This is a genomic window from Gulosibacter sediminis (assembly GCF_023370115.1).
Lineage (GTDB): Bacteria > Actinomycetota > Actinomycetes > Actinomycetales > Microbacteriaceae > Gulosibacter > Gulosibacter sediminis_A.
On record NZ_CP097160.1, the window covers coordinates 974760 to 993996 of the forward strand.

A 19237-nucleotide genomic window follows, 5' to 3' on the forward strand; every position below is an offset into this window, starting at 1 on the left:
CACAGTGTTGGCGAGAGCGTCGCGGTGAGCTAGCTCTCAGGCGCGGGCTCGCCGGCGCTGGGAGCCGCGCCGGCGTCGCCGAGGCGGGTGTGCATCCGCTCGCCGGCCTGGTTGAAGATGCTGAGCACCGTCGCGGGTTTGCCGCCGGCCGCCGACATCGCGTGCGGCGTGCGGGTGTCGAATTCAGCGGCCTCGCCGCGCGAGAGCTCGAGATCGTGGTCGCCGACGCGCAGGCGCAGCTTGCCGCTGAGCACGTAGCACCACTCGTAACCGTCGTGCATGCGCAGCTGGGGGAGTTCTTGCGAGGGCGGGTAGGTCACGCGGTAGGTCTGCACGGGCGAGTCTTCCGGGGTCAGCGGAGTGACGCGCATGCCGCCGCGCTCTTCGGTGTCGCGACGCACGCGCGGGTCGGGTGCGGTGGGATGCACGAGGTCGTCGAGCCGGATGCCGAGGCGACGGCTGATCGGGATGAGCAGTTCGAGGTTCGCCTGGCGCTTGCCCGATTCGAGGCGCGAGAGCGTACTCGTTGACATGTCGGCCGCCGCGGCGAGTTCGGCAAGCGTCATGCCGCGGGCCTGCCGGGCGGCGCGAATTCGGGCGCCGAGGAGTTCGAGGTCGGCGTGCATGAGATGCTCCTAACTTGCCATTTCTGCAAACTCGATTGCAAGAATAACAAGTTCGTCGCAACCTACGAACATGCAGACTTCAAAGTGGGACGTAATCATCATCGGCGCCGGGCCGGCCGGCCTCGCGGCAGCGCAGATGCTCGGGCGCTCTCGCCGCCGCACGCTCGTGCTCGATTCGGGCAGCGGGCGCAACCGCTTCGCCGAGCACATGCACGGCGTCGTCGGCTTCGATGGCGCTGAGCCGGCCGAGCTGCGCGCTCGTGGCCGCGACGAGGCCGCCGCGTACGGCGTCGAGTTTCGTGCGGCTGAGGTCACGACGGTGCGCGATCGCGGCGATGCTCTCGAGGTCGTGACCGGGGCGGGCGTCGAAGTCACGCGCTCGCTCGTCGTGGCGACCGGGCTCACCGACGTGCTGCCCGACGTGCCGGGGCTGCGCGAGCGGTGGGGCGTTTCGGTGCTGCACGGCCCGTACTGCCACGGTTACGAGGTGCGCGACCAGCGCCTCGGCGTGCTCGTGACGAGCGAGGCGGCACTGCATCCGGCCCAGCTCGTGCGGCAGTTGAGCGATCGCATGACCGTGTTCGTCGGTGGCGCGCGCAACGCCGAGGGCGAGCTCGTGGTGCCCGCGGTGACGGTGCCCGACGAGGTCGCGCAGCGTCTGCGGGCGCGCGGCGTCGAGGTGGTTGCGGATGCGGCCGTCGTGGCGTTTTCGGGCGAGGGGCTGGGGCTCGAGCAGGTGCGGCTCGACGACGGGCGATCGTTCGACATCGACGCGGTGTTCGCCGCCGGCGCGTTCGTGCCGCACGACGCGATGGTCGCCGGGCTCGAGCTCGTGCGCGATGAGACGCCGTTCGGCTCGGTCATCAAGGTTGACCAAACTGGTCAGACGAGCAACCCGCGCGTGTGGGCGACCGGCAACGTCGTCACGCCGATGGCGAATGTGCCGATCTCGCTCGGTAGCGGCACAATGACGGGTTCGATTGTGAATTGGTTCCTTGTCGAAGAGGATGCCGATCGGGCGATCGCCGCCGAGTTCTGGGAGGCCAAGTACGGTGGCGAGGACCGCGTCTGGTCGGGCCGGGTCAACCGCGTGCTTGAGGACGTGGTGGCGCCCCTGCCCGTCGGCCGCGCGCTCGACCTCGGCTGTGGCGAGGGCGCCGATGTGCTCTGGCTCGCCGCCGGTGGCTGGGATGCGACGGGCATCGACCTCTCGTCGAGCGCGGTGGCTCGGGCGCAGACCGTGGCCGCCGATGCCGGCGTGAGCGGCGCGACGTTTGTCGCCGCCGACGTCGTGGATGCGCTGGCGCAGCTCTCGGGGCAGGAGTTCGATCTCGTGACGGCGAGCTTCTTCCAGTCGCCCGTCGCGTTCAAGCGTGCGGCCGCGCTGCGGACTGCAGCGGCGCGCATCCGCCCCGGTGGGAGACTGCTGCTGACCTCGCACGCCGCGCCGCCCGCGTGGGCTGCCGAGCACGCGGATGCCGGAGCCGGGCACGGGCCCGGGCGCTTCATTCAGCCCGCGGACGAGCTCGCGGCGCTCGACCTCGACGGCGCGGAGTGGGAGGTCGAGCTCGCCGAGCTGCGCCAGCGCGAGATCACGGCGCCCGACGGCACCCCGTCGACGATCGACGACTCGGTCGTGCTGCTGCGCCGCGTCGGCGTCGATCGGGGTTAGGCAGCGACGGTGACGCGCACCTGGTTCGCCCAGGGGTCGTCGAAGGTGACCGAGCGGCCGTCGTCGCGGGCGTCGACACCGTAGTGGCGCATCCGCTCGGTCAGTGTGCCGATCTCGTCGAACGTGGGCACGACGAGGTCGACCTCGCCGAGGCCCAGGGTGGGCTGGCGGCGGCCGGCGCCGCGGCTGTTCCAGATGTTCATGGCCATGTGGTGGTGGTAGCCGCCGGCGCTGACGAACAGGGCCGAACCCCGGAAGTCGTTCGTCGTGTCGAAGCCGAGCTGGTTGACGTAGAACTCGCGGGCCGAGTCGATGTCGCCGACGCTGAGGTGCACGTGGCCGACGGTGGCGTCGCCGACGTTCGGTGCCGCGACGGTCGCCTCGGTGAGGTGCTCGCGGAGGTAGGCGTTGGGGTCGAGGAAGAGACTGTCCATTTCGACCTGGCCGTGGACCCATGACCACTCGGTGCGGTCGCGATCCCAGTACAGCTCGACGCCGTTGCCCTCGGGGTCGTTGAAGTAGAACGCGCGGCTCACGAGGTGGTCGGCGCTGCCGGTGAACTGGCCGGGGTACCTCTGCGCCGTCGAATAGACGGATGCGGCGAGCGCGGCCTCGCTGTCGAACAGGATGGCCGTGTGGAATAGCCCGGCTTCGTGTGGCGCTGCGTGCTTCAGCTCGGGGGAGTGCTTCAGGATTACGAGAGTCTTGGCGCCGCGGCCGAGATACGCGGTGTCACCCTCCTGCGCGATGAGGTCGAGAGCCACGCCATCGCGGTAGAAGCGGATCATCACGTCGAGGTCGGCGACGAACAGGGTGACGGCGCCCATGGTCGTGTCGGCAGCAAGTTTTTCATTCATCACATCTCAAATACTTGCAACTACAACTAAATAAGTCAATCGCTCACGCAGTTGAGTGGGCAGTTTTTGTAGTTCTGGCACTGGGGTGTTCAGTCGGTGAGTGCAACTCCATCGATGAGTTGTTGGAGTCTTTCAGCTGGCGTGTAGCCCTGCAACACGACACGGGGCCGGGAGTTCAGACTGTCTTGAACGGCTTGGAGTTCCTGGTCCGTGATCGTGTTGAAGTCAGTGCCCTTCGGGAAGTCCCACCGCAATTGGCCATTCAAGTTCTCGTTACTTGGCCGCTGCCATGGCGAGTGCGGATCGCAGAAGAACACGGGGCATCCGGTCGCGACCGTGAACTGTCGATGCTGCGCCATTTCCGTGCCCTGGTCCCACGTCACTGACGCGCGCACCGCGGCCGGGAGTCGTTCGACCATGCTCGTGAGCACATCGATCACGGTCTGCGAGTCCCGCGCTCCGGGGAGTCGGCCGATCAGGCACACCCGACTCGCGCGTTCCATCAATGTCACGATCCCGGAATTGTTCGGCCCGACCACGAGGTCGCCCTCCCAATGCCCGGGTACCGCGCGGCCGGCGTGTTCGGCCGCGAGTTGCTCGTCGCGGTCCGCGAGCCGGTATCCGTCCAGCCACGGCCGGGAGTTGCGTGGAGGGAGTTTCGATTGAGGTTTGCGGCCGGTGCGGCCCGACCGTAGTGCTTGCGCGACGGTGAGTTCGTGGCGCAGCCCGCTCGTGCCTTGGACGTACAAGGCTTGATAGATCGCTTCGTGACTGATCCTCATGGCCGCATTCTCCGGGAACACGACCGGCAGGCGCGCGGCGATCTGGGGCGGGGACCATTTCTTGTTGAGGTAGCCGATGACCACGTCCCGTAACGGCGTGTTCGTGTCGAGTTTGCGGGGTTTCGGGCGGGCGCGGGCATGTTCTGCACGGTACTGCGCCAACTTGGCGCTGTACTGGTGTTGTGTCGTCCCGCTCGTGTCGAGCGTGAGCTGGGAGCGACGGATTTCTCTGGACACGGTTGCCGGGGAGAACCCGATCAGCTTCGCGATCCGGGCCTGGGACAGGCCTTGTTCCAGGCCGAGCTGGATCAGCATCCGGTCGCCGAGTTGGAGGCGGCGCCCGTGCCCGGTCGGCGGGAGCGTGTCCGGGTCGAGCGGGGTGGGGAACACGACCGGGGAGCGGGTCGCGCTTGGTCGTCCTTGTTGCATGCGTACTCCTGCCCATCGAAGCCAACGCGACAACGTTGCCATGCCCAGGCCCGGACACTGCTGTCGCAGTGCCCGGGACCGTGCCGGGATCCCGTCCAGCACCAACTCGATCACGCGTACGCGGTACGCCAGTGGATACATACCAACTCCCTGAACTTCAGGGAATTGCACTCACCCCACGAACCCGCCGGCGCCAGAACTACAAAAACTGCCCACTCAACTGCGTTAGGTGGCGACGGAAGGGTTAGCTGGGCTGGCGCTCCAGGGTGCGGCCCTCGGCCTCGGCGTGAAGCTCCTTCTCGTGGTCGAGCCAGGTGCGGCCGTGGTTCTTGAGGAAGAAGACGTAGACGACGAGCGATGCGGCGATGACGGCGGTCACGTAGACGATGAACATCGGCACCTGCTCGGCCGCGCCGGCGGCCTGGTAGAGCACGGGTGCCGTGCCGCCGAAGATCGAGTTCGCCATGGCGTAGCCGAAGCCGACGCCGAGCGCGCGAATGTGCGACGGGAACAGCTCGGCCTTCACGACCGCGTTAATCGACGTGTAGCCGGTGAGGATGATGAAGCCGCCGACCAGGATCGCGAACGAGGTGAGTGCGCTCGTCTGCTGCGGCAGCAGGGTGAGCAGCACCCAGGTGTAGAGCACGCCGCCGATGCCGAAGAACACGAGCAGCGTCTTGCGACCGACGATGTCCGAAATCCAGCCGCCGAGCGGCTGCAGCAGCATGAGGATGGTCAGCGCGATGAGGTTGATGACGGTGCCGGTCACGACGTCGTCGCCGGCGAAGGCCGACTTCACGATCGCCGGGCCGGTGACCGAGTAGGTGTAGAACGCGACCGTGCCACCCATGGTGACGAGGAAGCAAAGCAGCAGCGGGCGCCACTGGTTCACGAGCAGCTCGCGCATCGAGCCCGAAGCCTTCGCTCCACCCGCCTTCGTCTCGGCGATGACCTCGGCCGAGAGCGACTCGTCCATGGTGCGGCGCAGCCAGAACACGACGAGGGCAGCGACGCCACCGATACCGAACGCGACGCGCCAGCCCCACTCGGAGATCGCCTGGGTGTCGATCGTGAGCACCATGATGAGCAGCGTCGTCTGCGCGAGCACGTGGCCGCCGACGAGCGTGACGTAGTGGAACGACGAGAGGAAACCACGGCGGCCGGGGATCGCGGCCTCCGACATGTAGGTCGCGCTCGTGCCGTACTCACCACCGGTGGCGAAGCCCTGCAGCAGGCGGCAGAGGATGAGGATGACGGCGGCACCGGCACCGATCGTCTCGGCGGTCGGGGTGATCGCCACCGCGAACGAGCAGATCGCCATGATGGTCACCGAGACGGTGAGTGCGAGCTTGCGGCCGTGGCGGTCGGCGAAGCGGCCGAAGAACCACGAGCCAATCGGACGCATGAGGAAGGTCACCGCGAAGATGGCCCACACGTAGATCGTCGAGTTCTTGTCGTCGGCGTCAAAGAACTGCGACTCGAAGTAGGTCGCGAATACCGAGTAGACGTAGACGTCGTACCACTCGACAAGATTGCCGGTCGAACCCTTCAGGGTGTTGGAGATAGATCGCCGCAGCGAGGCTGCGGGCGCGGTTGTCGTCGACATGCGTGTCCTATCGGATGCGGGGGTTGTGCGGGTCTTGCGCAACCGTCGACATCTGCGTCCACGGTGGCGCCTGGCTACCGTATCGACGCGCCGAACTGCCCGCCGGGAATCCTTACGGGGCCTTAACAGGCACTCGCCGAGTGTCGGCTGCGCATAGGATGACACCCATGCGAGTGCTGGTGGTTGAGGATGATGCCTCGGTCGCGGCCGCGCTCACCGCGGTGCTCCAGCGGGCCGAGCATCAGTGCGCGCACGTCACGTCGGGCGCCGGGCTTTTGCAGGGCTATCAGGGCGCCGATGTCGTGCTGCTCGACCTTGGCCTCGACGACATGGACGGGCTCGAGGCGCTGCGGTTGCTGCGCACGCGCAGCGAGGTGCCGGTCATCGTCGTCACCGCCCGGGGCGACGAGCGCTCGACCGTGGTCGCGCTGCGTCGCGGGGCCGACGACTATCTCCTCAAGCCAGTGCGTGTGCACGAGCTGCTCGCGCGCATCGAAGCGGTGCGCCGCCGGTACGTGCAGCGGCAGCCGGAGGTGCAGGAAATTCGCGCGGGCTCGGTCGTGGTCGATCTCGGCGCGCGCAGCGCCACGGTCGACGGCACGGAGATTTCGCTGACGCCGACGGAGTTCTCGTTGCTCGCCGAACTCGCGGGCAACGTCGGCGCCGCGGTGAGCCGGCCAGAGCTTGTGCGTGCCGTGTGGGGCCCCGAGTATCCGACGAGCTCCCGCGCGGTCGACGTGCACCTCGCGCAGCTGCGGCAGAAGCTGCCGCCCGGCACCATCACGACCCTGCGCGGCTTCGGCTATCGCTTTGAGGCGGCGCCGTGAGGCGTCGGGTGCTCATCCCCTCGGTGCTCCTCGGCCTGATCACGGTCATCGTGATTCTCGTGACGGCCGGCCATGGGATCGCCGTGACCCGAACCCACGAGGCGACGCTGCAGCGCATGGCGGCGATGAACGAGATCGTGAGTCGCGCCGAGGTCGCGGTGACCTCGGGCGAGACCGGGCAGCTTCAGGGGTACCTCGACCGCTTTGCCGAGACCTACGGTGATGCGGTCGCCGTCATCGACGGCCGGGGCGCCGTGCTCGCCGACTCGGGCGGCCTCGACACGCACCGCGGCGACGTCACGGCGCTCGCGCTGTCGGCCGGCCGCTCCGTTCCCCGGCTGACGATTCCGACCATCCGCCCCTGGAGCGACGCGACCGCGCTGCTTGCAGCTCCGTTCGAGGGGCTGCCGGGCGTGACCGCCGGTGCGGTCGTGGTCGAGACGAATCTCGTCGAGGCGCGCACCGACGTCACGACCTCGTGGGCGCTCATCACCCTCATCGGCTTCGTGCTGCTCGGGGTGCTGTTGCTTGCGCTGTATCGCTGGACGAACTGGATCCTGCGCCCCGTGCACGCGCTCGACCGGGCGACGCACGCGATCGAGGAGCACCGCGCCGTGACGCTGCCCGAGCGGTCGGGCCCGCCCGAGCTGCGTCGGCTCGCGCGGTCGTTTGCGCGCATGGCCGGCAGTGTCGAGGATGCGCTCGAGCAGCAGCGCGGCTTCGTCGCCGAGGCCTCGCACCAGCTCCGCAACCCGCTCGCGGCCATCCGCCTTCGCATCGATGGCCTGCCGCCGAGCGAAGAGACGCGCGCGGTCGATGGCGATCTCGACCGCCTCGAGCACATTGTCGACCGGATGCTCGTGCTCGCGAACGCTGAGCACCGCGCGACCGCGGCGGCGAGCGGCGGGGCGCCGACGAGCATGACACAGCAGCTCGACCTCACCGACCGGGCGAACGCGGCCGAGGTGGTCGCGGCCGCGCACGCGCCGGACGGGTTGCGCATCCGGGCCATCGCGGGGGAGCGCGTGCCCGTGCTCGGCGCCTTCGGCGATCTCGTCGAGATTACCGAGATTCTGCTCGAGAACGCGGCGAAGTACGCGGGCGAGGCGGCGACGGTGACCGTGTCACTTCGCGACGAAGCGGGCAGCACCGTGCTCGAGGTGGGCGACGATGGCCCCGGCCTCGACGCCGATGACCTCGCCCAGGTCGGCAATCGGTTCTGGCGCTCCGACCGGCACCGCGGCCTGCCCGGCACCGGCCTCGGGCTCACGATCGTGCGGCAGCTCGCGCTCGCGCACGACGGCGACATGCGAGTGAGCCGCTCGGTCGCCGGGGGACTGCTCGTGCGCGTCGAGGTGGTGCCGCAGTGAGCGGGTTGACGAGGCGTGGATTTCTCGGGGCGCTCGGCACCGTCGCGCTGCTCGGTGTGAGCGGCTGCGGGTTGCGGCGCGAGGCGACGCCGCTCGCTATGGCGAGCGGCGAGGCGGGTGGCACCTACCTGCAGTTCGGCGCGCTGCTGCGCGACGCCGCCTCGCGGGCCGGGGTGGCGGAGCTCGAGGTGCGCGCGACAAAGGGCAGCTTCGACAACCTTGACCAGCTCGTGTCGGGCCAGGCCGATCTCGGCATCGCGCTCGCCGACTCGGTCGCGTCGCGCGACGACGATCTCGTCGCGATCGGCCGCGTTTATCAGAACTACCTGCAGTGTGTCGTGCGCGACGACAGCGACATCGTGGCGCTCACCGACCTGCACGGCCACCGCGTGGGCATCGGTGCCCACGGCTCGGGTGCGGCCTATACGGCGGGGCTGATACTCGAGGTGACGGGCCTGCGCGAGGGCGACGATCCGGTCGACGAGGTTGAACTCGGCATTCAGACGGCGAGCGACGCGCTCGTCGCGGGCGAGATCGATGCGTTGTTCTGGTCGAGCGGCATTCCCGCGCCCATCATTGCCGAGCTTACGGCGTCGCCCGGCGTGCGCTTCGTCGACCTGACGGATGCGCTGCCCGGGCTCGAGGAACAGCATCCGGGCAGCTATTTGGCGACCGCGCTGCCGTCGGGCGCGTACGGGGGCTCGGCCGAGACCCCGACCGTCGGCACACCGAACTACCTGCTCGCGCGACCCGACCTCGCGGACGAGATCGCGGCCGGCCTCGTCGACGTGCTCATCTCCGACGCGGAACGTCTCGTGCCCGAGGGCTCGGTGGGTGTGCAGTATCTCACCTCGGCCAACCTCATCGACACGGCCCCCGTGCCGCTCCACCCGGCCGCCGCATCCCGCTACCGCCACCACTACGGCTGAAAGGGGGTTGAGTGGTCAGTTTTTTGGCGCGGTGTGGAATACCCACTGGGGGTATAGCGTTGAAGTTGACCAGGTACCCACTGGGGGTATCGAAACGCGAGGAGGAACTCCAATGGCTTCGAACGACTACCAGGTAACCGGCATGACCTGCGGCCACTGCGAACTGTCGGTCCGCGAAGAGGTCGGCGAGATTCCCGGCATCACGGACATCCAGGTCAGCGTCCAGACCGGCAAGCTCAGCGTGACCGCCGATGGCGACATCGACGACGCCAAGGTGCTCGCTGCGGTCGAGGAGGCCGGCTACTCGGCGGTGCGCGTCTAATGAACGCCGCAGGGCGACTCGCGCTCTACGGCGCGGGGCTCGTGGTGGCGTTCGGTGCGGCCTTCGCCGTCGCCGGCGCCGTCATTCCGGACGACGCTGCGGCGTCATGGGCGCAAGACAGCAACATGAACTCGCACGGCACGAGTCACAGCGGCCATGAGCAGGCGACCGAGACCATCCTGAACGGCGTCTCGGTGAGCCAGAACGGCTACGAGCTTTCGCCAGTGCAAGCGCCCGCCACGGTCGGCGAAGCCGGCGAGCTGAGCTTCCAGATCCTCGACGCTGCCGGCGACCCGGTCACCGAGTACGCGACGGCGCATGACAAAGATCTCCACCTCATCGTCGTTCGCACCGACGGCGTCGAGTTCCGGCACGTGCATCCCGAACTCGACACGAGCACGGGCACCTGGTCGACGCCCTGGAGCTGGGATGCCGCGGGAACCTACCGCGTCTACGCCGACTTCACACCCGCCGCTGACGGTGCCGAGGGACTGACGTTGACACGCGGGGTCGAGGTCGCGGGCGACTTTGCCCCGGTCGAGGCCGAGGTGCAGACGGTCGACGAGGTCGACGGCTTCACCGTGAGCATCACGGGCGACCTCGCCGCCGGTACGCAGAGCGACCTCACTGTCACGGTTGAGCGCGACGGCGAACCGGTCACGACCCTCGAGCCCTACCTGGCCGCCTACGGCCACCTCGTGGCACTCCGCGAGGGCGACCTCGCCTACCTGCATGTGCACGCCGAGGGCGATGCGCCCGAAGATGGTGTGACCGCAGGCCCCGAGATCGAGTTCGCGGCGCACGCGCCCACCGCCGATCGCTACCTGCTCTACTTCGACTTCCAGGTCGGCGGGCAGGTGCACACGGCCGAGTTCGTGCTGGATACGGTGCCGAGCGACGGCGCGCAGACCGACGATTCGCACTCCGGCCACTGACGCTCGCGTCAGTCGCCGCAGACAAGCTGAGAAAGAAGGAAGAGGATGAGTGCATCAGCTCCCATCACGGGCGGGTCGGCGATTGAGCTCGAAATCGGCGGGATGACCTGCGCTTCCTGCGCGAACCGGATCGAACGGAAGCTGAACAAGCTCGACGGCGTTGAGGCCACGGTCAACTACGCCACTGAGAAAGCCAAGGTTACGGTGCCCGCTGGCTACGACCCGGCACTGCTCGTCGCCGAGGTTGAGAAGACCGGCTACACGGCAGCCCTGCCGAAGCCGAAGGCGCCCAGGGGTTCCTCGGAAGACGTCGACGGCGAGCCCGAGGAAGACCGCGAGCTCACCTCACTTCGGCAGCGCCTGATCGGTTCGGTCGTGCTGACGGTGCCCGTCATCGCGATGTCGATGATCCCCGCGCTGCAGTTCACCTACTGGCAGTGGCTCTCGCTCGCGCTCGCGGCACCGGTGATCATCTGGGCAGCCTGGCCATTCCACAAGGCGGCGTGGACGAACCTCAAGCACGGCGCCGCGACGATGGACACGCTCATTTCGATGGGCACCTCTGTCGCGCTGCTCTGGTCGGTCTACGCGCTCTTCTTCGGCACCGCCGGTACGCCCGGCATGACGCACGCGTTCGAGTTCACGATCGCCCCGTCCGATGGCGCAGCGAACATCTACCTTGAGGTCGGCGCGGGTGTGACCATGTTCATCCTTGCCGGCCGTTACTTCGAGAAGCGCTCGAAGCGCCAGGCCGGGGCCGCGCTGCGCGCGCTGCTTGAACTCGGGGCGAAGGAAGTCGCGGTCCTCCGCGACGGCGTCGAGGTGAAGATTCCGACGAGCGAGCTCGCGGTTGGCGACGAGTTCGTCGTTCGACCGGGCGAGAAGATCGCGACCGACGGCGTCGTGGCCTCGGGCGCATCCGCGGTGGATGCCTCGATGCTCACGGGCGAGTCGGTGCCGGTCGAGGTGCGCCCCGGCGACCCGGTGGCCGGCGCGACCGTCAACTCCGGCGGCCGCCTCGTGGTGCGTGCCACGCGCGTCGGCTCCGACACGCAACTCGCCCAGATGGCGAAGCTCGTCGAGGATGCGCAGACGGGCAAGGCCGAGGTGCAGCGGCTCGCCGACAGGATCTCGGGCGTCTTCGTGCCGATCGTCATCGTCATTGCCGTCGCCACGCTCGGCGCCTGGCTTGGCGGCGGATTCCCCGTCGCCGCGGCCTTCACCGCGGCGGTCGCCGTGCTCGTCATCGCCTGCCCCTGCGCGCTCGGGCTCGCGACCCCAACCGCGCTGCTCGTCGGCACGGGCCGGGGCGCCCAGCTGGGCATTCTCATCAAGGGCCCCGAGGTGCTCGAATCGACCCGCAAGGTCGACACGGTCGTGCTCGACAAGACCGGCACCGTCACGAGCGGCAAGATGACGCTCACCGACGTGGTCACCGAAGCGGGCGTCGACCGGGCCGAACTGCTGCGGTTCGCCGGCGCGCTCGAGGACTCATCCGAGCACCCGATCGCCCAGGCGATCGCCAAGGGCGCGACGCAGGAGGTCGGCCAGCTCCCGACTCCCGACGACTTCGCGAACGTCGAAGGCAAGGGTGTGCAAGGCGTCGTCGACGGCACGGCCGTCGTGGTCGGCCGTGAGTCGTTGCTCGCCGATTGGGCGCAGCCACTCTCGCCGCAGCTCGCGCAAGCGAAGGCGCACGCCGAGCAGGAAGGCAAGACCGTCGTCGCCATCGGCTGGGATGGGCAGGCACGCGGCATTCTCGTCGTCGCCGACACCGTGAAGCCGACGAGCGCCGAGGCGATCCGCGGGCTCAAGGAACTTGGGCTGATCCCAGTGCTGCTCACCGGTGACAACGAGGCGGTCGCCCGCCAGATTGCCGCCGAGGTCGGCATCGCCGAGGTCATCGCCGAGGTGCTGCCGAAGGACAAGGTCGACGTCGTCACCAGACTTCAGGGTGAGGGCAGGGTCGTCGCGATGGTGGGGGATGGGGTAAACGACGCTCCGGCGCTCGCGCATGCCGACCTCGGCCTCGCGATGGGCACCGGCACCGACGTCGCGATCGAGGCCTCCGACATCACGCTCGTGCGCGGTGATCTCCGGGCCGCGGTCGACGCTATCCGCCTTTCGCGCAAGACGCTCGGGACGATCAAGACGAACCTGTTCTGGGCCTTCGCCTACAACGTCGCCGCGATTCCGGTGGCCGCCCTCGGCATGCTTAACCCCATGCTCGCGGGTGCGGCCATGGCGTTCTCGAGCGTCTTCGTCGTCGGCAACAGCCTCCGCCTGCGGGCCTTCAAGAGCGTCACCTCGAAGTAACCCGTACTCTCAACAACCAACAATCGTTCCCGCACGGAGCGACAGAGTGAAGGACCAGCCATGTCAGTCGAAATCGACTCCCACGAGCACCACCACGGCTACATCAGCGACAAGGACCGCTACCTCGGCCGCATGAAGCGCATCGAGGGGCAGGCCCGCGGCATCGCGAAGATGATCGACGAGGAGCAGTACTGCATCGACATCCTGACGCAGGTCTCCGCGCTGACGCGCGCGCTCCAGGGGGTCGCCACCGGTCTGCTCGACGACCACCTCAAACACTGCGTGCTCGACGCTGCGAAGCTCAGCGACGAGGCGGCCACCGAAAAGATCGAGGAAGCTACCGAAGCGATCCGTCGCCTAGTCCGCTCCTAACGCCCACCGAGAAGGGGGTTGAGTGGTCACGTTTTGGAGTTCTGGCACCGCCAGCACTCCAAAACGTGACCACTCAAGCCCCGCAACGGGTTAGTCGAGGGTAGCGGAGAGCTCGAGCCAGCGTTCCTCCAGGGTGGCGGCCTCGTCGTCGAGCGACGTGATGACGGCCATCTCGGTCGCGAGCAGCTCGTAGTTCGACTGGTCGAGGTCGGCGAGCTTGGCCCGCGCATCCGCCGACTGCTGCTGCAGGCGCTCGATGCGGCGCTCGAGCGACGCGAGTTCCTTCTCGGCCGCGCGCAGCTCGGCGCCCGACAGGCCCGATGAGGCGGATGCGGTGCTCGCGCCCGCCTGCGCGGGATTCGTCGCGGATGCGGTCGCGGGCTTGCTGGCGCCGGCATCGCGCAGCGCGAGGTACTCGTCGACGCCGCCGGGCAGATGTCGCAGCCCGCCGTCGACCACGGCATACTGCTGATCGGTCACGCGCTCGAGCAGGTAGCGGTCATGCGAGACGACGATGATCGTGCCCGGCCACGTGTCGAGGAGGTCCTCCATCGCGGCGAGCATATCGGTGTCGAGGTCGTTCGTTGGCTCATCAAGAATGAGCACGTTCGGCTCGTCGAGCAGGATGAGCAGCAGCTGCAGGCGCCGCTTTTGGCCACCCGAGAGGTCCTTCACCGGCGTCTGCAGCTGCGCCGAATTGAAGCCGAGTCGCTCGAGCAACTGCGAGGGCGTGAGCTCGGTGCCGTCGGCGACGTAGCTCGTCTTCTGCCGCGCGATCACCTCGCGCACGCGGTCGTCGCCGAGTTCGTCGAGCTCGGAAAGCTGCTGGCTCAACTCGGCAATCTTCACCGTCTTACCGTGCTTCACCCGGCCCGAGGTCGGCGCGATCGCACCGGTGATGAGCCCGAGCAGCGTCGACTTGCCGGCGCCGTTCACGCCGAGGATGCCGGTGCGCTCGCCGGGCGCGATGCGCCAGGTGATGTCGTGGAGCACCTCGCGCTCGCCAAACCGCACGCCAGCATCGACGAGGTCGACGACGTCCTTGCCCAGCCGCGCCGTCGCGAGTTTCGTCAGCTCGATCGCGTTACGCACCGGCGGCACATCGGAAATGAGTTCGTTCGCCGCAGCGATGCGGAACTTCGGCTTCGAGGTGCGGGCGGGCGCGCCGCGGCGCAGCCACGCGAGCTCCTTGCGCATGAGGTTCTGCCGCTTCTGCTCGACAACGGCCGCCTGCCGGTCGCGCTCGACGCGCTGCAGGATGTACGCCGCGTAGCCGCCCTCGAAGGGCTCGATCACGCGGTCGTGCACCTCCCACGTGTCGGTGCTCACCTCGTCGAGGAACCACCGGTCGTGGGTGACGACAACGAGCGCACCGGCGTTTTTTGTCCAGCGCGAGTTGAGGTGCTTCGCGAGCCACGCGACACCCTCGACGTCGAGGTGGTTCGTCGGCTCGTCGAGCAGCAGGATGTCCCAGTCGCCAATGAGCAGGCCGGCGAGCGCGACGCGTCGTCGCTGGCCGCCCGAGAGGTCGCCGACCCGCGCCTCCCAATCGAGATCGCCGACTAGCCCGCGCACGATGTCGCGAATCTTCGCGTCCGAGGCCCACTCGTGGTCGTCGAGGTCTCCGACTACGGCGCGACCCACCGTGAGCGATTCGTCGACGCGATCGGCCTGGTCGAGCATCCCGATGGTCGTGCCGCCGCGCACCGTGACCTTGCCGGCGTCGGGCTCGAGTCGACCCGCGAGGATCTTCAGGAACGTCGATTTGCCGTCGCCGTTGCGGCCGACGACACCGATGCGCTGGCCCTCGTTAATGCCAATGGTGATGTCGTCAAAGACGACTTTGGTGGGAAATTCGAGGTGGATGCCCTCGGCGCCAAGCAGATGCGCCATCTAGTTGGGCTCCTCGACGCTCATCGCGAGCGAGAGCTGGCGCAGCCCCCGCTCGATCACCGCGAACTCGTCGTCGGAAATGTCGGCGAGCAGTTCGCGCTCGACCTCGAGGAGGCCCTGAATTGCCGCGTCGACGCGCTTGCCGCCGGCATCGGTCATGCGCACGAGCACACTGCGGCCGTCGGCCGGGTCGTCCTCGCGCACGACGAAGCCGCGCTGCACGAGCCGGTCGATGCGATACGTCATGGTGCCGCTCGAGACGAGGCTGCTCGCGAGTAGCTGCTTCGGTGTGAGGGCGTAGGGCGCGCCTGATCGGCGCAGTGCCGAGAGAACGTCGAACTCGGACATCTCGACTCCGGCCTCGGCGAACGCGCGCTTGCGCACGACATCGAGCTGCCTTGCGATGCGCTTCACGCGCGAGAACACCGCGAGGGGCGAGAAATCGAGGTCGCCACGAACGCGCGTCCAGTCGTCGACGATGCTGTCGACGGCGTCGGTTTCGTGGGAATGCATACCCTCTAGTATCGCGCAGGACCGCGCGTTCTCGCTGCGTGGCCACTCACAGGGGCAGTTCACACTGTTTTCGATGACGTGGCAGACTAGGGCCGCACCTTCCTCCTTGGTGTAACGGCAGCACGACGGCCTTTGGAGCCGTTAGGTCCAGGTTCGAATCCTGGGGGAGGAACTCCGTCACCGCAATGGAACATCAGCTCATTGGAGGGGAAGCGCATGCCCGCACAGAACCTGGCCGTCATTATTCTCGCGGCGGGTGCTGGTACCCGCATGAAGTCGAAGACGCCGAAGGTGCTGCACAAGCTCGGCGGCATCCCGCTGCTCGGCCACGTGCTGCGCACCGCGGCGCAGCTTGAGCCGGTCTACACCGTCGCCGTCGTGCGCCACCAGCGCGACCGGGTCGTCGAGGTGATCGGCGAGCTCGCTCCCGACACGCTCATCGCCGATCAGGACGAGGTGCCCGGCACCGGGCGTGCCCTCGAAGCCGGCCTTGAGCAGATTCCCGCCGACTTCGACGGCGACGTTGTCGTGCTCTCGGGCGATGTGCCGCTGCTCGACGCACCGACCGTGCGCCGACTGCTCGAGGCCCACCGCCTCGACGCCGACCAGCTCACGCTGCTCAGCGCGATCTACGAGAACCCGACTGGCTTCGGGCGCATCGTGCGCGATGCCGACGGCGAGTTCGAGGCCATCGTCGAGCACAAGGACGCGAGCGAGCGCCAGCTCGACATCACCGAGATCAACGCGGGTGTCTACGTGTTCACGGCCTCGGCCGCGCGCGACGCGCTCTCGCGCATCGGCCAGGACAACGCGCAGGGCGAGAAGTACCTCACCGACGCGGCCTCGCTCATCAAGCACGATGGTGGCCGCATCGCCGCCGTCGCGGTCACCGACCCGTGGCTCGTGCAGGGAATCAACGACCGCGCGCAGCTCGGCGGCACCGCTCGCGAATACAACCGCCGCATCCTCGAATATTGGATGCGCGAGGGCGTCACAATCGTCGACCCCGACACGACCATCATCGAGGCCGACGTGACGATCGCCTCGGACGTCGAGATTCAGCCCGGCACGCAGCTGCGCGGCGCGACGAGCATTGGCGAAGACGCGGTGATCGGCCCCGACACGACCCTCATCGACACCGAGGTGGGCGCGGGCGTGACCGTGAAGCGCACGGATGCGACGCTCGCGGTCATCGGCGCGGGCGCCACAGTCGGCCCCTGGAGCTACCTGCGACCCAACTCGGTCGTCGGCGCCGGCGCGAAGGTCGGCACGTTCGTCGAAACGAAGAACGCGACGCTCCACGACGGCGCGAAGGTGCCGCACCTCTCGTACGTGGGGGATGCGGAGATCGGCTCGGGATCGAACCTCGGCGCCGGCACGATCACCGCGAACTACGACGGCGTGAACAAGCACCGCACCGTGGTCGGCCGCGACGTGAAGATCGGCTCGGACAACGTGCTCATCGCGCCGGTCGAGGTCGGCGATGGTGCGTACTCGGGCGCGGGCACGACCATCCGCAAGGATGTGCCGGCAGGTGCGCTCGCCCTCAACGTCGCGCCCCAGCGCAACCTCGAGGGCTGGGTTGCACAGCACCGCCCGGGCTCCGCGGCAGCCGAGTCGGCCGCCGCCGCGGCTGCGGGCTCGCCCGTCGAGTCGGATTCGACCGCCGAAGCAGAGTAGTCTTGGTTCTCGTTCGTGCCCGACAACGAGAAAAGGCGGTATTTGGTGTCCGGCATTGTAAACCCTGGTGAGAAGCGACTTGTTCTGATTTCGGGACGAGCGCACCCGCAGCTTGCGGACGAAGTCGCCAAGGAGCTTGGCACCGAGGTCCTCGAGACGGAAGCACGCACCTTCGCCAACGGCGAGATCTACGCGCGCTACGGTGAGTCGGTGCGTGGCGCCGACGCCTTCGTGATCCAGTCGCACGGCGAGCCCATCAACGAGTGGGTCATGGAGCAGCTGATCATGGTCGACGCGCTCAAGCGCGCGTCGGCGAAGCGCATCACCGTCGTCGTGCCCTACTACCCCTACTCGCGTCAGGACAAGAAGGGCCGCGGCCGCGAGCCGATCTCGGCCCGACTCATCGCCGACCTCTTCAAGACTGCCGGGGCGGATCGCATCATGTCGGTCGATCTGCACGCCTCGCAGATCCAGGGCTTCTTTGACGGCCCCGTGGACCACCTCTTCGCCATGCCGGTGCTCATGAAGTACTTCAAGGAGAAGCTCGGCGATGTCGACAACCTCACCGTCGTGTCGCCCGACATGGGCCGCGTGCGCGTCGCTGACCGCTGGGCCGACGAACTCGGTGCCCCGCTCGCGATCATCCACAAGCGTCGCGACCCCAAGGTCGCCAACCAGGTGACGGTGCACGACATCGTTGGTGACGTGAAGGGTCGCACCTGCCTCATGGTCGACGACCTTATCGACACCGGCGGCACGATTCAGAAGGCGGCGGATGCGCTGAAGTCGCACGGTGCCGAGCGCGTCGTCGTCGCGGCGACGCACGCGGTCTTCTCCGGTCCCGCCGTCGAGCGCCTGCAAGACCCGGCGATTGACGAGGTCGTCGTCACCGACACCCTGCCGATGCCCGAGCATAAGCTGTTCCCGACGCTGACCGTGCTGCCTATCGCGCCGCTACTTGGCCGCGCGATTCACGAGGTGTTCGAGGACGGCTCGGTGACGTCGATGTTCGACGGCGCCGCGTAGGCCGCACCAAGTATTCCGACGAAGCGCCGGGTCCAATTGGGCCCGGCGCTTCGTCGTTCTTCGTCACATCGTCACACGAGGTCATAACCAAACTAGAAGCAGGGAAGAACCCCTAGTTTGGTTGCCATGCCGATTCCGTTCTCCTACGAGCTCTTCCCGCCGCGCTCCGCTTCCGTCGCGGCGCGGATGCCGGAGATCGCGCGGACGCTCGGCGAAACGCATCCGGACTTCATCTCGGTGACCTTCGGTGCCGGGGGCTCGTCGCGCGACGCCTCGCTCGACGTGCTCCAGCTCATCCGTGACGAGACGACGGCGCGCCCGCTCGCGCACCTCACCTGCGTCGGCTCGTCGATGGATGAGGCGAGCGAACTCATCGGCGAGTTTCTCGACCACGGCATCCTCGACTTCCTCGCGCTGCGCGGCGACCCGCCGGCTGGCCTGAGCGAGACCGACGACTTTCTCGGCGACCTCCGCACTGGCGCCGAGCTCGCGCAGCTCATCGAAGGCGTGCGGCAGCAGCACCTGCCGCGCGAGCTCGGCCCGATTGCCGGGCGCTGGCACGTGCGCACCCCGCAGCTCGGGGTCACGGCCGTGGCGGCCTATCCGAACGGGCACCCGCAGTCGCGTTCGATCGGGCAGGACTATGACACGCTGCTCGCCAAGGAGGCCGCGGGCGCGACGCTCGCGATCACGCAACTGTTCTTCGAGGTCGACGACTACGTCGCCTTCGTCGAGGGGGCTCGCGCGCACGGCGTGACCATGCCCATCCGCCCCGGAATCATGGCAATCACCTCGCTGCCGCGACTCGAGCGAATGTCGCAGCTCGCGGGGGAGGAGGTGCCAGATCGCTGGCGCCGTTCACTTGCGGCCTGTCGCAGTGACGAAGCCCGCCGCGAGCTCGGCATCGCCCACGCAACCGGTATGTGCCACGACCTCATCGACTACGGCGAGGCGGGCCTGCACATCTACACCCACAACCGCATCGACGAACCGCTCGAGCTCCTGCGTCGAGTTGGCCTCGTTGATCGCCCCGATGCCGCACCCCATACGCGGCGAGTGACGTCGGCGGCCTAGCCGCCCGC

The 19237-nt window shown here is 68.1% G+C and carries 17 protein-coding genes and 1 tRNA gene; 12 read left to right on the plus strand and 6 right to left on the minus strand.

Annotated elements, in window-relative coordinates; genetic code table 11:
* Positions 1 to 29 precede the first annotated feature (29 nt).
* On the minus strand, positions 30 to 626 hold the full coding sequence (locus tag M3M28_RS04390; protein ID WP_249387608.1) for a helix-turn-helix domain-containing protein: 597 nt from the start codon (positions 624 to 626) through the stop codon (positions 30 to 32).
* 70 nt (positions 627 to 696) lie between these two features.
* Between M3M28_RS04390 and M3M28_RS04395 the strand changes: the two genes are divergently transcribed.
* The gene (locus M3M28_RS04395; protein ID WP_249387609.1) at positions 697 to 2298 is read left to right on the plus strand and encodes an FAD-dependent oxidoreductase; all 1602 of its coding nucleotides are present in this window, start codon (positions 697 to 699) and stop codon (positions 2296 to 2298) included.
* On the opposite strand, the gene M3M28_RS04400 is transcribed toward M3M28_RS04395, so the two are convergent.
* The 3 genes from M3M28_RS04400 to M3M28_RS04410 form a co-directional block, all read right to left on the minus strand.
* Positions 2295 to 3155 (minus strand): VOC family protein, encoded by an 861-nt coding sequence (locus M3M28_RS04400; RefSeq protein WP_249387610.1) that lies wholly within the window; start codon positions 3153 to 3155, stop codon positions 2295 to 2297. The genes M3M28_RS04395 and M3M28_RS04400 overlap by 4 nt on opposite strands.
* A gap of 89 nt (positions 3156 to 3244) precedes the next feature.
* Positions 3245 to 4507: an IS30 family transposase gene (locus M3M28_RS04405; protein ID WP_431193840.1), complete on the minus strand. Its 1263-nt coding sequence runs from the start codon at positions 4505 to 4507 to the stop codon at positions 3245 to 3247.
* A gap of 103 nt (positions 4508 to 4610) precedes the next feature.
* Complete coding sequence (locus M3M28_RS04410) at positions 4611 to 5972, minus strand: MFS transporter (RefSeq protein ID WP_249387611.1); 1362 nt, start codon at positions 5970 to 5972, stop codon at positions 4611 to 4613.
* A 167-nt stretch (positions 5973 to 6139) separates the two neighbouring features.
* Between M3M28_RS04410 and M3M28_RS04415 the strand changes: the two genes are divergently transcribed.
* The 7 genes from M3M28_RS04415 (at position 6140) to M3M28_RS04445 (ending at position 13043) form a co-directional block, all read left to right on the plus strand.
* Positions 6140 to 6799, plus strand: a complete 660-nt coding sequence (locus tag M3M28_RS04415; RefSeq protein ID WP_249387612.1) for a response regulator transcription factor — start codon at positions 6140 to 6142, stop codon at positions 6797 to 6799.
* Positions 6796 to 8169, plus strand: coding sequence for a sensor histidine kinase (locus M3M28_RS04420; protein WP_249387613.1), 1374 nt, complete (start codon positions 6796 to 6798; stop codon positions 8167 to 8169). Before M3M28_RS04415 ends, M3M28_RS04420 begins: the two co-directional genes overlap by 4 nt.
* Positions 8166 to 9098, plus strand: a complete 933-nt coding sequence (locus tag M3M28_RS04425; protein ID WP_249387614.1) for a TAXI family TRAP transporter solute-binding subunit — start codon at positions 8166 to 8168, stop codon at positions 9096 to 9098. The genes M3M28_RS04420 and M3M28_RS04425 overlap by 4 nt, the downstream gene beginning before the upstream one ends.
* Before the next feature lie 112 nt (positions 9099 to 9210).
* Positions 9211 to 9420: a heavy-metal-associated domain-containing protein gene (locus tag M3M28_RS04430; RefSeq protein ID WP_249387615.1), complete on the plus strand. Its 210-nt coding sequence runs from the start codon at positions 9211 to 9213 to the stop codon at positions 9418 to 9420.
* Positions 9420 to 10355 (plus strand): hypothetical protein, encoded by a 936-nt coding sequence (locus tag M3M28_RS04435; RefSeq protein WP_249387616.1) that lies wholly within the window; start codon positions 9420 to 9422, stop codon positions 10353 to 10355. Before M3M28_RS04430 ends, M3M28_RS04435 begins: the two co-directional genes overlap by 1 nt.
* A gap of 45 nt (positions 10356 to 10400) precedes the next feature.
* Positions 10401 to 12671, plus strand: a complete 2271-nt coding sequence (locus M3M28_RS04440; RefSeq protein WP_249387617.1) for a heavy metal translocating P-type ATPase — start codon at positions 10401 to 10403, stop codon at positions 12669 to 12671.
* 60 nt (positions 12672 to 12731) lie between these two features.
* On the plus strand, positions 12732 to 13043 hold the full coding sequence (locus tag M3M28_RS04445) for a metal-sensitive transcriptional regulator (protein ID WP_249387618.1): 312 nt from the start codon (positions 12732 to 12734) through the stop codon (positions 13041 to 13043).
* 90 nt (positions 13044 to 13133) lie between these two features.
* On the opposite strand, the gene M3M28_RS04450 is transcribed toward M3M28_RS04445, so the two are convergent.
* The gene (locus tag M3M28_RS04450) at positions 13134 to 14936 is read right to left on the minus strand and encodes an ABC-F family ATP-binding cassette domain-containing protein (protein ID WP_249387619.1); all 1803 of its coding nucleotides are present in this window, start codon (positions 14934 to 14936) and stop codon (positions 13134 to 13136) included.
* Complete coding sequence (locus M3M28_RS04455; RefSeq protein ID WP_249387620.1) at positions 14937 to 15449, minus strand: MarR family winged helix-turn-helix transcriptional regulator; 513 nt, start codon at positions 15447 to 15449, stop codon at positions 14937 to 14939.
* A 100-nt stretch (positions 15450 to 15549) separates the two neighbouring features.
* Here M3M28_RS04455 and M3M28_RS04460 point away from each other — a divergent pair.
* The 4 genes from M3M28_RS04460 to M3M28_RS04475 all read left to right on the plus strand — a co-directional run bounded on the left by M3M28_RS04460 (position 15550) and on the right by M3M28_RS04475 (position 19229).
* Positions 15550 to 15621: transfer RNA gene (locus tag M3M28_RS04460), tRNA-Gln, on the plus strand.
* A gap of 44 nt (positions 15622 to 15665) precedes the next feature.
* Positions 15666 to 17129, plus strand: a complete 1464-nt coding sequence (glmU, locus tag M3M28_RS04465; protein WP_249387621.1) for a bifunctional UDP-N-acetylglucosamine diphosphorylase/glucosamine-1-phosphate N-acetyltransferase GlmU — start codon at positions 15666 to 15668, stop codon at positions 17127 to 17129.
* A gap of 45 nt (positions 17130 to 17174) precedes the next feature.
* Positions 17175 to 18155, plus strand: coding sequence for a ribose-phosphate diphosphokinase (locus M3M28_RS04470; RefSeq protein WP_249387622.1), 981 nt, complete (start codon positions 17175 to 17177; stop codon positions 18153 to 18155).
* 126 nt (positions 18156 to 18281) lie between these two features.
* Positions 18282 to 19229, plus strand: coding sequence for a methylenetetrahydrofolate reductase (locus M3M28_RS04475; protein WP_249387623.1), 948 nt, complete (start codon positions 18282 to 18284; stop codon positions 19227 to 19229).
* Positions 19230 to 19237 lie beyond the last annotated feature (8 nt).